Raw genomic sequence first — 15478 nt, 5'->3', positions numbered from 1 at the left:
CAGCCGATCGGGCGATAAAACCAAGCCAACAACTGGCTATTGCGGCCGGTAGATTTACTCGGCCCGTGGCTCGCGTTGGCAGAGATAATTTGCAGGGTTACCGGCCACTTGCCTTGCCAATCACGATGACCGCGGTGGCGAGCAAGCCGGGTCGCCTCAGATGCGCCCGCGGGAGCGACGTCCAGGCCATGCGCCGCTCGGTTCATCGCCGTGGCGTCACTAAATGGGGTTAGGTCATTCGGAAGACCGAACGCGCAAGCCATTCTCCATTCGGAAATCCGAACGCTGCCCAACGGCGCGGCAAACCGCAACGTTTGACTTCAATGACTTAGCGGCACGGCTCGGGCCCGCTCGAATTGGCACGCATGTTGCTCTCTTCAGGTGACACTCGCTCGGCAGCGGGTGGATGGAGAGGAGTAAAAACGCCCGATGACTGTTACCTTGAGCCGTACAGAGCATGATCTGCTCGGGGACCGTGAGATCCCCACGGACGCCTATTACGGCGTTCACACGCTGCGCGCCGTCGAAAACTTTGCGGTGACCGGCATTCCGATTTCAGACTATCCGGATCTGATCCGCGCGCTCGCGCAGATCAAGATGGCGGCGGCGCGGGCGAACATGGAGCTGGGACAGCTCGATGCCGAGAGGGCCGAGGCGATTGTTGCCGCCTGCCACGAAATCGAGGCCGGCGCGCTCAACGATCAGTTCGTGGTGGACGTGATCCAGGGAGGAGCCGGTACGTCCACCAACATGAATGCCAACGAGGTCATCGCCAACCGGGCGCTTGAGATCCTGGGCCACGCCCGCGGCGACTACCGGCGCCTGCACCCGAACGAACATGTCAATCTCGGCCAGTCAACCAACGACGTCTATCCGACGGCGCTGAAGCTTGCGACCTACAGCGGAATCTTCCGCCTGATCGATGCAATGGCCTATCTCCGCGCAGCCTTCGAACGCAAGGCAGACGAATTCCACGACATCCTCAAGATGGGGCGGACCCAGCTGCAGGATGCAGTGCCGATGACGCTGGGACAGGAGTTCTCCACCTACGCGGTGATGCTGGGCGAAGACGAGCAGCGGCTGCGCGAGGCCGCACTGCTGATCCGCGAGATCAATCTCGGCGCGACTGCCATCGGCACGGGCATCACCGCTCATCCCGATTATGCGGCTCTGGTTTGCCAGTTGCTCGCGGAGGATAGCGGCGTGCCCGTGGTCACTGCGCCCAATCTCATCGAAGCCACACAGGATTGCGGTAGCTTCGTCCAGCTTTCGGGCGTCTTGAAGCGCGTCGCGGTCAAGCTTTCCAAAGTCTGCAACGATCTTCGCCTGCTTTCCAGCGGACCGCGGGCGGGCTTCGGGGAGATCAACCTGCCGCCGCGCCAGGCTGGCTCCTCAATCATGCCCGGCAAGGTCAATCCGGTGATCCCTGAACTCGTCAACCAGATCGCCTACGAGGTGATCGGCAACGACCTGACGGTGACCTTTGCGGCCGAGGCAGGCCAGCTCCAGCTTAACGCCTTCGAGCCGATCATCGCCCACAGCCTGTTCAAGAGCATCGGCCACCTCGGTAAGGGATGCCTGATCCTCGCCGACAAGTGTGTCGATGGCATCACCGCGAACCGCGAGCGCCTGGAGGCGAGCGTGCTGGGTTCGATCGGCATCGTCACCGCGCTCAACCCCATCATCGGCTACGCCAACGCGACCGAAGTCGCGGCGGAGGCGCACCGAACCGGAAAGGGCGTCGCCGAACTCGTGGAGGCGCGCGGGCTGATGACCGCCGAAGCGCTCGCCGAAGTCCTGCGCCCCGAGGCGCTGACCCAGCCGCGCCCGATCACGGCGCGCAGCTGAACCACCCATCTGTTGACTGAAAAACCGCCCGGATGGACCGGGCGGGGGAGGAAGGAGATTATCATGAAGATTAACAAGCAGACGACCTGGATCGTCATCGCAATGATCCTGGGGGTTGTCGTCGGCTACGGCTGCAACGTGCTCTCGGACAGCCCGGCCGTGGCGAAGGATATCGCCGGCTATTTCGCGATGGTGACCGACATTTTCCTGCGGCTGATCAAGATGATCATAGCGCCGCTGATTTTCACGACCCTCGTCGCCGGCATGGCTGGCATGGGCGATGCCCGGACCGTCGGCCGCATCGGCGGCAAGGCGCTCGGCTGGTTCCTGATGGCGTCGCTCGCGTCGCTGGCAATCGGCCTCGTCTTCGCCAATCTTTTCCAGCCCGGCGCCAATGTTGGCGTGCCGTTGCCCGATGTCTCGGCCTCGGCCGACCTGAAGACCTCCTCGCTCAATCTCAAGGACTTCATCACCCACGTCTTCCCCCGCAACATCTTCGAGGCGATGGCGAATAACGAGATCCTCCAGATTCTCGTCTTCTCGGTATTCTTCGGTCTCGCCCTCGGCAGCTTGAAGGACACGAAGGCTCGAGCCCTGATCGAGGTTATCGAAGGCGCCGTCCCGGTCATGCTGAAGGTGACGGATTATGTGATGCGTTTTGCACCGGTCGGCGTCTTTGCTGCCGTCGCCAACGTCGTCACCGTCCAGGGTCTCGGCATCCTGATGGTCTACGGCAAGTTCGTCGGCAGCTTCTACGCAACGCTCATCGTGCTTTGGGCCGTGCTGATCGGCGCGGGCTTCCTGGTGCTCGGCGCGAACGTGTTCCGACTGGTCAGGGAAGTGCGCCAGCCGATGCTTGTCGGTTTTTCCACCGCTTCCAGCGAAGCGGCCTACCCTCGCGTTATGGAGAAGCTGGAAGACTTCGGCGTGAAGGAGCGTGTCATCGGCTTCGTCCTGCCGCTCGGCTATTCGTTCAACCTTGACGGCTCGATGATCTATACGGCCTTTGCCGCTCTGTTCATCTCCCAGGCTTACGGCCTGCCGCTCACCATGGAGCAGCAGATCGTCATGCTGCTGGTCCTCATGGTTTCTAGCAAGGGCATTGCCGGTGTGCCGCGCTCCGCGCTGGTTGTTGTGGCCGCCGTTCTGCCGATGTTCAACCTGCCGGAGGCGGGCGTGCTGTTGATCATGGGTATCGACCATTTCCTCGACATGGGACGCACCGCCACCAACGTACTCGGAAATGCGATCGCCACCACGGTTGTCGCCAAGTGGGAAAACGCGCTCGACATTCCTGACGAAACGCAAGAGCGCACACGCGGAAGACTGGCCGCAGCCGAATAGCAGGACGCCCAAGGACAGTCTGCCCGCTTTGCCTTAAGAAGGCGGGCAGATGACCGCATACTCGCTCCGCTACATCGGATGTGGTAGGGAGCCGGATCAACAACAACACTGTTGCGGCGTGCGCATCCGCTTCCATTCGTTCCCATGTCGATCGCCTCTTTCATTCGCAAATACGGTTTGTTGCTGCCCGGTCTCGTCGCTGTAGCGTTCGCCGCGGGCATTGCCGGCTTTCGCGTCAGCGAGAACCTGGGGCTCGCTGAGTTGCAAAGAACGGGAACCCAGCGCCTCGAAGTCTACGCCACCAGCCTGAACAGGCAGATCGACAAATATGCCTACTTCCCGGCGACACTTGGCCTGGAGCGGGACGTAATCGACCTGGTCGCGCGCCGAAAACCGCTCACCGACACCGTCAACCGCTACCTCGAACAGCTCAACCACCGGGCGGGCACGCTGTCTATCTATCTGCTCGACCGGCAAGGACATGTGGTTGCTGCCAGCAACTGGAACCGACCTGACAGCTTTATCGGAGAGGACCTGTCCTACCGCTCCTACTTCACAGATGGCATGCGGGGCCGGCCCGGCCGGCTCTTCGGCATAGGTATCACCCGCGGCGAGCCTGGCTACTATCTCTCTTCGCCTTTGCTCGCGAATGGCGAGGTTGTAGGCGTTGCCGTGGTCAAAGTCAGTCTTGAACAATTGGAGCAGTCCTGGGCGACCGTCGAAGTGCCCGTCATTGTCACTGATCAGAACGGTGTCGTCATCCTCGCGTCCGTGTCATCCTTTAAATTCACGACGCTGCGCCCGTTGCCGGATCAAGAAAGGCGGCGGCTGGAGCGCAGCCTGCAATATAACGCCCGCCCGCTTCCCTCGCTTGGCCTGACGCGTGAGAAGGCTTTCGATGAAAATGCTGTCCTCGTGCGGCTTGCTCCGCCGGCGGACGTCGACGGCGGCTCCAAGTTGTCCGGCAATTTTCTGGCGCAGACTGCTCCTATGGGCGACACTGGCTGGTCGCTGACCGTGCTCTCGCCCGCCGGCGAGGTCAGGGCTATCGCCTGGACACGCGCCGCGCTGGCGGCGATCGCCAGTGCCTTCGTCGGCATCGTGCTGGTGCTGCTCGACCAGCGGCGGCGGCATCTGCGCGACCGGCTGCGGGCGCGAGAGGCGTTGCAGCGCGCCCATGACGAACTCGAACGCAAGGTGGAGGAGCGGACACGGACGCTACGCGCGGCGCAGGACGAGCTCGTCCATGCTGCCAAGCTGGCAACGATCGGTCAGATTTCCGCAGGCCTTGCCCATGAAATAAATCAGCCTCTGGCAGCGCTACGCACGCTTTCCGGCAATGCGATCAAATTCCTCCGTCGCGGCGACGTCGCGACCGCCGAAAGCAATCTGGACCGCATCGGCAGCATCGTCGATGGCATGGGCACGCTCACCAACCAGCTCAAGTCCTTCGCCCGCAAATCCTCCGGCATGCCGGGCCCGGTCGATGTCCGACGCGCCGTCGACAACGCGTTGTTCCTGCTCGACCAGCGCCTGCGCCGCGCAAACGTGACCATAACCGCCGAGATTGGGGCGGAAATGACGGCGCTCTGCGACGCCAACCGCCTGGAGCAGGTCATGGTCAACCTGATTGCCAATGCGCTGGATGCGATCGAGGGCATTGCGGCACCCATGCTGCGCATTCGCGGCCGACGCGAGGCGACGCGCGTGATCGTGGAGGTCCATGACAATGGGCCGGGTCTGCCGGAAGACGTGCGCGAACACCTCTTTGAGCCATTCTTCACGACCAAGGAAAGCAACAGGGGATTGGGGCTCGGCTTGGCCATTTCATTGGAAATCGTGCACCATTTCAGTGGAACGCTGTCGGGAGCGAACCATCCCGAGGGCGGCGCGGTTTTCACCGTCGCTCTTCCCGCAGCCGATATCGGAGAAACGCCATGGGCGACAACCTCAAGGTCCTGATCGTCGAGGACGAACCGAACGTCCGGCTCGGGTGCCAGCAGACGCTCGAGCTCGAAGGCATGGCGGTCGAGGCGGTCGAAAGCGCCGAAAAGGCACGGCGGCTCGTTGCTGCGGATTTTCCGGGTGTCGTCGTCACCGACATCCGCCTGCCGGGCGATGACGGCATGGCCCTGATGCATGACCTCCTACGGCAGGATCGCGACCTGCCGGTGGTCCTGATGACTGGCCATGGCGATGTTTCTCTGGCGGTCCAGGCGATGAAGGACGGAGCGCACGACTTCATCGAGAAGCCGTTCTCGCCCGATTATTTCGTTGAGATTGTGCGGCGAGCGCTGGAAAAACGCACGCTGACGCTGGAGGTGCGCGAACTGCGCACGCGACTTGAGAACAGGCAATCGACCGCCAGCCGCATCATCGGAGATTCTGCTGCCATCGAGCGCGTACGCCATCTCATCGGCGAGCTTGGAAATAGCGCAGCCGACGTGCTGATTCAGGGCGAGACCGGGACCGGAAAGGAGCTCGTCGCGCGCTGCCTGCATGATGCGAGCCCAAGGCGTAGTGGCAATTTCGTCGCCATCAATTGCGGCGGCGTGCCTGAGAACCTGTTCGACAGCGAAATCTTCGGCCATGAGCCTGGAGCCTTCACCGGCGCCGCCAAGCGCCGGATCGGCAAGATCGAGCACGCCAATGGCGGCACGCTGTTTCTCGACGAGATAGAAAGCATGCCGATGGCCATGCAGGTCAAGCTGCTCAGGGTGCTGCAGGAACGCACGCTCGAGCGCCTCGGGTCAAACACCCCGATCCTCGTCGACTGCCGTGTCATCGCGGCGACCAAAGTCGATCTGGCAGTACTTGCCGAAAAAGGCGAATTCCGCGCTGATCTCTATTATCGCCTGAACGTCGCGACACTGCCCTTGCCGCCCTTGCGCGAAAGGCGCGAGGACGTCAGCCTCCTGTTCGAGCATTTCGCTCTGCAGGCTGCATCACGCCACGAGCGCCCCGTGCTCGCGCCTGACGCTGAACGCACGCGACGGATGCTCGCTTACAACTGGCCCGGCAACGTGCGCGAATTGCGCAATGTCGCCGAGCGCTGCGTGCTGGGGATCGCAGCTGGCTTCCCACCCTTTGGTGGGGCGACAGGCACCGCCCCTCGGCCGCTGGCGCGAACCGTCGAAGCCTTCGAGCGTGCCCTCATCGCCGAAGCCCTCGGCCGCAACGGCAACAGCCTGGCACGCGTCAGCGAGGAATTGCTGGTGCCGAAGGCGACCCTGCATGACAAGATCCGTAAATATGGCTTGTCGTGATGCTGGTCCATCGGCGTTGGGTTGCAGTGTGGCTATATCCTTAAGATCGAATGTTGCTCAATCGCTTTCGCCCGGAACGAGAGCCATGGGCCAGAGGATTCGCGCTGCTCTCGTCGGGTAGATGTCTGCAAAGGTTGGCATCGTTGCAAGCAGGGACTCGGCAAGCGCAATCCCGAGGTCGCGCAGCGACAGACTGAAGGATGTCAGACGGGGTGATAGGAATTGCGAATGCGGGCTTTGGCGCCCGATGATCGCCATGTCTCGCCCGGGCTTTATCCCGGCTTCGACAAGCCCCCGATAAAGGCCGACAGTGATTGCTTCGTTGATGAGTACGATTGCCGTTGGCCGGTTCTCAAGCGCGCTCAGTTCGCGGGCGATCTGGTATCCTCCCGCCTCGTTCGGGGTTGAACGAAAAACGTGACGCTCGTCGAGGTGAAGCCCGTGTCGGGCGAGGGTCGCCCGGCACTGATCCTCGAAAACGTAGCCGAGATTCATGTCGTCGTGCGGTCGTGTGACCGCAATGTGCTTGTGGCCGCGGGAGACGAGCCGATCGATGGACGCCTCGGCCATGCCCTCGAAATCCAGATCGAGCCAAGGCTGACCGACATCGGTCAGGCTTCGCCCCAGTGTGATGAACGGGATCTTGCGTTTGGCCAACAGTTCGAAGCGAGCGTCGTGGCGCCGGGTCGCCGAAAGAATGATGCCGTCGGCAAACCCACGCGCAACGACGCGTTTCAAATAGTCGTTCGGATCCTCCTCGGAGGAGCAGAGTAGGGCGACAAGATCGAGCTTGTGACGGGAAAAGACGGTCTGAACACCGTCGAAAACGCTCATGAAGAAGGTGTCGCCCTGACCGGTAATTTCCGAGCCGGTCTGCATCATGAAGCCGATGACGCCGGTCGCGCCCTTCCTGAGCGCACGGCCTGATTGATTGGCGACATAACCAAGGGATTCTGCTGCTTCAAGAACCCTTTTTCTGGTTTCCTCGTTGACGTCGGGTTTGCCGTTCAGTGCGCGCGATACCGTGCCGATAGAAATATCGAGGTGTTCGGCAAGTTCGCGAATCCCCTTCATTTTTCCGCGTTCCTCCCCAGACCCGCGACTGGTCATTTTCTCACCTCTTGACATAAAAACCGGTTGCCGCATAGTATCGTAAACGTTTACGGAAGCCAATTGAGGAGTTGGCACTTCCGTTTCTTGGAGGAAATCACGTGAGATACAGGGCCGTTTTGTGCGGGTGCGGAGCTATGGCCAAAGGCTGGCTGAGAGCGCTGATCGAGAGCAGTGTTCTTCGCGAGAAAGTGGAGATCGTCGGCCTTGTCGATCTTGATCGGGCGACGGCAGAAGCGCTCGCCGCCGAGTTCAACCTTGGCAACATCCTGATCGGTACGGACCTGCCGGAGGTTCTTCGCGAAAGCCGGGCCGACCTGCTCTTCGACATCGTCGTTCCTGCGGCGCGACGCGCGGTGGTCGCTGCCGGTCTTGCGCATGGTTGCCACGTTTTGAGCGAGAAGCCGATGGCCGCCACGCTCGATGAGGCACGCGAATTGCGCCGGCTTGCGACCGAGGCCTCACGCGTTCACGCCATCGTGCAGAACCGTCGCTTCATCGGTGGTGTCCGTCGCATCCGTCGCTTCATCCAGTCGGGCGCTTTGGGCGAGCTGACAGCGTTGCATTGCGACTTCTTCCTCGGTCCGCATTTCGGCGGCTTTCGCGAACAGATGGCCAACGTCCTGCTTTTGGACATGGCCATTCACACTTTCGATGCGGCTCGCTTCATGTCCGGCAAGGAGCCGCTCGCGGTCTATTGTCACGAGTACAATCCGCACGGCTCCTGGTATCGCCATGGCGCCGCCGCCAATGCGATCTTCGAGTTCTCCGATAATGTCGCCTTCACCTATCGCGGTTCCTGGTGCGCTGAGGGCGCCAACACGAGCTGGGAAAGCGCGTGGCGCATTATCGGTTCCGCGGGAACTTTGCTCTGGGATGGCGGCGATCGCTTTGAGGCCAATGTCGTCACCGGTAGCGAGGGTTTCCTTCGGTCCGTCGCGCCGATCGCGGTGCCTGAGGCCGAAGACAGTGCCGACACCAACGGGCACGCGAGCGTCATCGAGCATTTCATCCGCGCGATCGACGCGGGAACCGTGCCGGAAACCGATGGCAGCGACAACATCAAGAGCCTTGCCATGGTCTTCGGCGCGATCGACAGCGCGCGCGACGGCAAACGCGTCACCATTGCAGCCTAGGGAGCCAATTTTGAAGAACCCCAGCAAATCCATCCGCATCGGCACGATGATCTCGGCCACCAAGGGCGGCGCAGACAGGCGTATCAGCCAGATCGCAGACATGGGCTTTGAAAGTTTCGAGCCCTTCTTCTGGCAGACGACGAACGGTCAGGATCTCGCCGAACTTGGCAAGCGTTGCGTCGAGGCGATTGGCGATCGCGACATCACCATCTCTACCCTCGGCATGTTCGGCAATCCGTTGGAGACGACGGAGATTGACGAACAGACCCTTAAGGGCTGGCGAGACTGCATCGACAACGCTCACCACTTCGGCGCCACCTGCGTCGCCGGTTTCACCGGCCGCCTTCGCGGCAAGCCTCTGACCGACAGCCTGCCGCGCTATCGGAAAATCTGGTCAGAGCTATCAAAGCATGCAGCCGACAGGGGCGTGAAGATCGCGTTTGAGAACTGCGCCATGGACGGCAACTGGCAGAGCGGTGACTGGAATATCGCGCACAATCCGGACGCCTGGGAGCTGATCTTCAACGAGACGCCGGACGATCATATCGGGCTCGAATGGGAACCATGCCATCAGATGGTCTACCTGATCGATCCGCTGCCGCAGATCCGCAAATGGGCGAAGAAGATCTTCCACGTGCACGGCAAGGACGCCACCATCCGTTGGGACGTCATCCGTGAGCACGGGATCTTCGGCAAGGAGAAATTCGTCTTCATGCGCACGCCCGGCTTCGGCGACACCAATTGGACCGACGTGATTTCCGAACTTCGGCTGGCCGGCTGGTCCGGCTCGATCGATATCGAAGGCTGGCATGACCCGGTCTATCGCGAAGATCTGGAGATGACCGGCCAGGTCCATGGCCTGAATTACCTTAAGACCTGCCGGGGCGGCGACTTCGTCATCGACCCGGCCTGAGACGTGCATGTCGGCCGGCATGGAGGATGCCGGCATCGGGATAACCAAAGGAGGAGAAAATGGCTATCCGCGGATCCGCAATCCTGGGCGCTCTCGCCCTTGCAGGTGTCTCTCTGTTTGGACTTTCAGCCAAGGCGGAAGATGTCACGATCAATGTCTGGTCGCTCGATCGCGACATCCAGCCTGCGCCGAACCTGATAGCGGACTTCAACAAGCTGAACACCGGCATTAAGGTCGAGTATCGCCAGATCCAGTTCGACGATGTCGTCAGTGAGGCGATGCGGGCCTATTCGACAGGGCAGGCGCCCGACATCATCGCCATCGACAACCCGGAACATGCGCTCTTTTCGTCACGCGGCGCCTTCCTCGACCTGACCGACATGATCGCAAAGTCGACCGTGGTGAAGACGTTGAACTATTTTCCGGGACCTCTCGCCTCCACCATGTGGGACGGCAAGAACTATGGCCTTCCCAAGGCGACGAACACGATTGCGCTCTACTACAACAAGGACATGTTCAAGGCGAAGGGTCTCGATCCGAGCAAGCCGCCGCAGACCTGGGATGAACTGGTCGATGCGGCTCGCAAGCTGACGGATCCTTCGGCGAACGTCTACGGGCTCGCCTTCTCGGCCAAGGCCAACGAGGAGGGAACATTCCAGTTCCTGCCCTGGGTCCAGATGGCCGGCGGCAGCTACGAGCACATCAACTCGGAAGGTGCCGTCAAGGCGCTCGACATCTGGAAAACCATCATAACCGAGAAACTGGCCTCACCGGATACGCTGACCCGCGGCCAGTGGGATTCGACCGGCACGTTCAATTCCGGCAATGCTGCCATGGCGATCTCCGGTCCATGGGAACTCGACCGCATGGTGAGTGAGGCGAAGTTCGACTGGGGCGTTGCGCTGCTGCCGGTGCCCGAGGTCGGTGCAGAGCGCTCCTCGGCCATGGGCGATTTCAACTGGGCGATCTTTTCCAACACGCAGCATCCTGCCGAAGCGTTCAAGGTGCTGGAGTATTTCGCCTCCCAGGACGACCGCATGTTCAAGGATTTCGGGCAGCTGCCCGCTCGATCCGACATCGCGATCCCTGAGACGGGTGTGCCGTTGAAGGATGCGGCCCTCAAGGTCTTCATCGAGCAGCTCAAATTCGCAAAGCCGCGTGGACCCCATCCGGAATGGCCGAAGATCTCCAAGGCCATCCAGGACGCGATCCAGGCGGCTCTGACCGGTCAGATGACGTCGAAAGATGCCCTCGACCAGGCGGCTGAAAAGATAAAGGCGGTCCTTGGCTAAGACTTCTGGACGGACCGGAAAAGCCGGCCGCCTTTCACAAGCGCTCAATCCGCTTGAGGCGCTCGGGCGGAAATACCGCAAACCCACGCCGGCGAGGCCGGCGTGCTTCTGGTCGTTCTAGTTTGCAGGCCGGGTTGTGCGAGCGGTGTATGCTGGCGCCTTGGCGGCGGAGGAACTCATGAAACGCTTTCTATCCAGCATGATCGACGGTCGCGGCTTCGATATCGGCCTTGTCGGCCTGCCGCTCGCGTTCCTGCTCACGCTCTCCGGTCTCCCGCTGCTCTACAATATCGCGATGAGCCTCCAGGAGGTCGACATGTTCAGCCTTGGCAGCTTCTGGCGCCCTTTCGTCGGCCTCAAGAACTACCGTGATCTGTTCGCGCAGCCGGAAACGTGGCCGATCCTGGCCAACACCGCGACCTTTGTCTTCGCCTCGATCGCCGGGCAGTTTCTCGTCGGTTTCAGCCTGGCATTGTTCTTCTGGACCAACTTTCCGGGTGCCTCATGGCTGCGGGGCCTTTTCCTGGTGTCCTGGGTGATGCCCGGCCTCGTGGTCGGAGCGATCTGGAACTGGATCCTCTCGGGCGACTTTGGCGTGCTCAACTTTATTCTGCGCGAAACCGGCCTCATCGACGGCAATATCTTCTGGCGCTCAGACCCCGGCTTTTCGCTCTGGGCCGTCATCATCGCAAATATCTGGCTCGGCACGTCCTTCAACATGATCCTCCTGTCCGTTGGCCTGTCGGCCATACCGAGGGATCTTTACGAGGCATCCGAACTGGACGGCGCCAATGTCTGGCAACGCTTCTGGACGATAACCTTGCCGATGATGCGCTCGTCCATCGGGGCCATTATCGCACTCGGACTGATCTTCACGCTGCAACAATTCGATCTTTTCGCCGCCATCACTTCGGGAGGGCCGAACAATGCTTCGAACGTCACGCAATACTGGGCCTGGGATTTGTCGTTCCGACAGTACGATTTCGCCAAGGGCGCGACGATTTCGGTGATCATGATCGTCTTCGTGATGATCGCTTCGGTCGTCTACGTGCGCTCCACACGGCATGAGGTGCGCGGATGAGCCATCAAACCCGCGACCGTCTGCTGCTCGCAATCGCGATCATTCTCGCCGGCATCTATCTGTTTCCCCTCTACTGGATGTACATAACCACGATCAAATCGGGATCGGAGATGTTTGCCACCCCGCCGACCTTCTGGCCGACCGATCCCCAATGGCAGATCTTTGGCAACGTCTGGCAAAGCCGCAACATGGGCCGGTACATCTGGAATTCTCTGGTCATCGCTTGCGGAGCGGTCAGTGTCATCACCGTACTCGGTGTCGGCTGCGCCTATGTGCTTGCGCGCTATCGCAACATCTGGGTCGATATCGGGCTCTTCCTCATTCTCATGTTGCAGGTGCTTCCGGCCTCACTGATGGTCACGCCGATCTTCGTGGGTTTCTCTCAGATCGGGCTGCTCAATTATCCCCGCCTTGCGGTGATCCTGGCGATTGCGGCGAAAAGCATGCCGTTCTTCGTGGTTCTGGTGCGCGCGACCTTCATGAGTGTACCGCAGGAATTGGAGGAAGCCGCCCTTGTCGACGGCAACTCGAGGGTTGGCGCCTTTTTCAACATCGTCCTGCCGCTGGCACGAAACGGTATCCTTGTCAGCGCCATCCTGATCTTCATGCAGGCGTTCGGAGAGTTCGTCTATTCGAAGTCGATGATCCAGGCGGTGGAGCTGCAGCCGGCAAGTGTCGGATTGAATTCCTTCATGGGACCGAACACCAACGAATGGAACAACATCATGGCCTATGCGGCGATCTACGTGACGCCGATCCTCGCCATCTTCGTCCTCCTGCAACGCCGCATCGTCTCTGGCCTTACCTCGGGAGCGCTCAAATGACCGCCCAGATCGAACTGACCAACGTCAACAAGTATTATGGTGCCTATCATGCATTGAAGGACATCGAGCTCTCGATCCGCAAGGGCAGCTTCACGGCGCTTGTCGGTCCCTCCGGTTGCGGGAAGTCGACACTGCTGCGGTCGCTGGCTGGCCTTGAGAGCATATCGTCCGGCACCCTGAGAATTGCCGGAGAGGTCATGAACGCTGTGCCCCCACGCAAACGTGACGTGGCGATGGTTTTCCAATCATACGCACTCTACCCGCACATGACGGTCGAGGAGAACCTCACCTACAGCCTGCGGATCAAGGGCGTCGCAAAAGCTGAACGCAAGAAGGCGGCCAATGAGGTCGCCGCGGTGACCGGGCTTACGCACCTGCTCGGCCGCTATCCGCGTGAGCTTTCCGGTGGACAGCGCCAGCGCGTGGCGATGAGCCGGGCGATCATCCGCCATCCCAAGGCGTTTCTGTTCGACGAACCGCTTTCCAATCTCGATGCGGCACTTCGCGTTCATATGCGCAAGGAAATCCGTGCGTTGCACGACCGTTTGGGTGCCACTTCGGTCTACGTCACCCACGACCAGGTCGAGGCAATGACGATGGCGGATCACGTCGTCATCATGCGCGATGGCGTCATCGAACAGCAGGGCAGCCCGCTTGAGCTCTATGACCGGCCGGACAACAAGTTTGTGGCCGGGTTCATCGGATCTCCGGCCATGAATTTTCTGCCAGCAGTCGGCGGTCCGGATGGCCGGTCGATCATCCTCGATCTCGGTATGAAGCAAACGGTCTCTCTCGAACGCGCCGTGCAGCCGGGGCGGGCCTTGATCGTTGGCCTGCGCCCGGAGAACATCGAACTTGCCCCGGCGGATGAGGGCGTTGTCTCGGCACAGGTGGCGCTGGTCGAATCGACCGGGGCGACATGCTTCTTGACCATGGCAACGACGCCTGAGCTTTCGGTGGTCTTCAACGGGCGATCGCAGGCGCAAGCCGGCGATCGGGTCGGACTGAACTTTGCACCCGCCAGCATTCATCTTTTCGACGCAGATACCGGACGGCGTTTCCCGGACTGAGGGCAGATACTGACCGCCCAATAGCGCGTGCGTTGCTTCGATATGCGACTTCTGGCTGGCCCTTGCCAGTGGCTCAGGGACGCACCAGCGCATTCCCGTCCGCTTCTTTGAGATAGCTAACAACGGCGTCGGCGATCATGGTCCGATGCCTGCCGATTGTATGTGGCTCTGAGAGGTCACGGCGAAAGATCGTGCCGAACGTGTAGCGGTTGGAGACCCGGAAGAAGCAGAAAGCGCTGATCAACATGTGCACGTCGATCGGGTCGGCCTTTCGCTTGAACACGCCTTCAGCGATACCGCGCTCCAAAATGCCGGCGATCGTCTCGATGACGGAGACATTCAGATCGCGAATCGCTTCCGAACGCAGCATATGTGCGGCGTGGTGGATGTTTTCGATGCTGACCAATCGCACGAAATCGGGATTGGCCTCGTCGTGGTCGAACGTACTGGAGATGAGGGTGCGCAGCGCCTCTTCCGGTGCAAGGCTTGCAAGCTTCAAATCCTCCTCAAGTGTGCGGATCTTGCGATAGGCGCGCTCCAGCACCGAGAGGTAAAGTCCCTCCTTGCCTCCGAAATAATAGTAGATCATGCGCTTGGAGGTTCGCGTCCGCTCCGCGATGGCGTCGACACGCGCGCCAGCCAGACCATGCGTCGAGAACTCCTCCGTGGCGACGACAAGGATGTCTTCCTTGGTCCGTTCCGGATCGTTCTTCCGACTTGCCTCAGCCCGCCCAGCCATTCTTTCGTCGCCACTCCTCCGGCGTTACCCGAGATTTTCTCAATAAAACCAATTCGAAACGGGCCGACCACAGGGACTCGTCATCCCGCCTCCTTTGAAAGTCATATTGAGGTTGCAGGGGTCTTTCAAGAGACTCCTCTTGACATACGTACTAGTTCGTACATTTTGTTACGAGCGATTGCGCCCGGAGGAGGTCGTGGTCGCTCCGTGCCCCTGATGCGCATACCGAAGCCGATACAACGCTCGGGCGCAAAGACGGCACTCCGCTTTGGGAGGAGCGCATGACCCGCATCATCGACTTCTATTTCTTGGCGCTGAAGGTGGCGATTGCCCTGCTGCTCGCCGGCATGGTTGTCCTCGTCTTCGGCAATGTCGTTCTGCGTTATGCCTTCAATCAGGGGATTACGGTTTCCGAAGAGCTGTCACGCATCTTCTTCGTCTGGCTTACCTTTCTCGGCGCCGTCGTTGCCATGCGCGAACACGGCCATCTCGGCGTTGATACGGTCATCAAGCGTCTGCCACCCGTCGCGGCAAAGATTGCTGTGCTGCTGGGCCATGCGCTGATGCTTTATGCGACCTGGCTGATGATCAGCGGCAGCTGGGCGCAGACGCTGATCAATCTCCACGTCGGCGCACCGGCGACAGGGATTTCGATGGGCTTCTTCTACGGTGCCGGTCTCGCCTTCGGTGTCCCTGCTTTTCTGATCCTGCTTGCCGACGCGTTGGCGATCGCCACCGGCCGCATCGACGTGACGACTGCCGAACTCGTACGCGACAGCGAAGACGAGTTGGCCCTCGAGGATCTCCCCGAGCCGGTACTCGGCCCCGTTTCCGCAAAACGCTGAGGAGCTGGCT

13 protein-coding genes are annotated in these 15478 nt (G+C 60.8%); 11 read left to right on the top strand and 2 right to left on the bottom strand.

All coding sequences use genetic code 11. The features are described 5' to 3' along the window. Positions 1–429 precede the first annotated feature (429 nt). From aspA to BLU35_RS28800, 4 genes are all read left to right on the top strand, one after another. Positions 430–1848 carry an aspartate ammonia-lyase gene (gene aspA, locus BLU35_RS28815; RefSeq protein WP_093235572.1) on the top strand — a complete coding sequence of 473 codons (1419 nt, stop codon included), beginning with the start codon at positions 430–432 and terminating at the stop codon, positions 1846–1848. A 63-nt stretch (positions 1849–1911) separates the two neighbouring features. Beyond that, on the top strand, positions 1912–3192 hold the full coding sequence (locus tag BLU35_RS28810; RefSeq protein ID WP_093235570.1) for a dicarboxylate/amino acid:cation symporter: 1281 nt from the start codon (positions 1912–1914) through the stop codon (positions 3190–3192). Between the two features lie 144 nt (positions 3193–3336). Next, on the top strand, positions 3337–5154 hold the full coding sequence (locus tag BLU35_RS28805; RefSeq protein ID WP_093235569.1) for a sensor histidine kinase: 1818 nt from the start codon (positions 3337–3339) through the stop codon (positions 5152–5154). Then, a complete protein-coding gene (locus tag BLU35_RS28800; RefSeq protein WP_093235567.1) occupies positions 5130–6458 on the top strand; it encodes a sigma-54-dependent transcriptional regulator in 1329 nt (442 codons plus the stop codon). Before BLU35_RS28805 ends, BLU35_RS28800 begins: the two co-directional genes overlap by 25 nt. A 57-nt stretch (positions 6459–6515) precedes the next feature. On the opposite strand, the gene BLU35_RS28795 is transcribed toward BLU35_RS28800, so the two are convergent. Next, a complete protein-coding gene (locus tag BLU35_RS28795; protein ID WP_093235566.1) occupies positions 6516–7532 on the bottom strand; it encodes a LacI family DNA-binding transcriptional regulator in 1017 nt (338 codons plus the stop codon). 137 nt (positions 7533–7669) lie between these two features. Here BLU35_RS28795 and BLU35_RS28790 point away from each other — a divergent pair, with 137 nt between their 5' ends. The 6 genes from BLU35_RS28790 (at position 7670) to BLU35_RS28765 (ending at position 13884) form a co-directional block, all read left to right on the top strand. Next, positions 7670–8704: a Gfo/Idh/MocA family protein gene (locus BLU35_RS28790; RefSeq protein WP_093235564.1), complete on the top strand. Its 1035-nt coding sequence runs from the start codon at positions 7670–7672 to the stop codon at positions 8702–8704. Between the two features lie 10 nt (positions 8705–8714). Continuing rightward, a complete protein-coding gene (locus tag BLU35_RS28785; RefSeq protein WP_093235563.1) occupies positions 8715–9617 on the top strand; it encodes a sugar phosphate isomerase/epimerase family protein in 903 nt (300 codons plus the stop codon). Positions 9618–9676: 59 nt separating this feature from the next. Then, entirely contained in the window at positions 9677–10909 is a 1233-nt protein-coding gene (locus tag BLU35_RS28780; RefSeq protein ID WP_093235561.1) for an ABC transporter substrate-binding protein, read from the top strand. A 178-nt stretch (positions 10910–11087) separates the two neighbouring features. Continuing rightward, complete coding sequence (locus tag BLU35_RS28775; protein ID WP_093235559.1) at positions 11088–11990, top strand: carbohydrate ABC transporter permease; 903 nt, start codon at positions 11088–11090, stop codon at positions 11988–11990. Beyond that, positions 11987–12814: a carbohydrate ABC transporter permease gene (locus BLU35_RS28770; RefSeq protein WP_058327944.1), complete on the top strand. Its 828-nt coding sequence runs from the start codon at positions 11987–11989 to the stop codon at positions 12812–12814. The genes BLU35_RS28775 and BLU35_RS28770 overlap by 4 nt, the downstream gene beginning before the upstream one ends. After that, positions 12811–13884: an ABC transporter ATP-binding protein gene (locus tag BLU35_RS28765; protein WP_093235558.1), complete on the top strand. Its 1074-nt coding sequence runs from the start codon at positions 12811–12813 to the stop codon at positions 13882–13884. The genes BLU35_RS28770 and BLU35_RS28765 overlap by 4 nt, the downstream gene beginning before the upstream one ends. Positions 13885–13957: 73 nt before the next feature. Here the strand turns inward: BLU35_RS28765 and BLU35_RS28760 are convergent, their stop codons facing one another. Continuing rightward, positions 13958–14623 carry a TetR/AcrR family transcriptional regulator gene (locus BLU35_RS28760; protein WP_057255171.1) on the bottom strand — a complete coding sequence of 222 codons (666 nt, stop codon included), beginning with the start codon at positions 14621–14623 and terminating at the stop codon, positions 13958–13960. A 281-nt stretch (positions 14624–14904) separates the two neighbouring features. On the opposite strand from BLU35_RS28760, the gene BLU35_RS28755 reads away from it, so the two are divergent. Beyond that, entirely contained in the window at positions 14905–15468 is a 564-nt protein-coding gene (locus BLU35_RS28755) for a TRAP transporter small permease (RefSeq protein WP_093235556.1), read from the top strand. Positions 15469–15478: the final 10 nt, after the last annotated feature.

Origin of the sequence: Sinorhizobium sp. NFACC03 (genome assembly GCF_900103435.1) — a bacterium.
Taxonomy (GTDB): domain Bacteria; phylum Pseudomonadota; class Alphaproteobacteria; order Rhizobiales; family Rhizobiaceae; genus Ensifer.
Note: the sequence above shows the minus strand (reverse complement) of the source record. Positions and strands in the feature narration are given on the sequence as shown.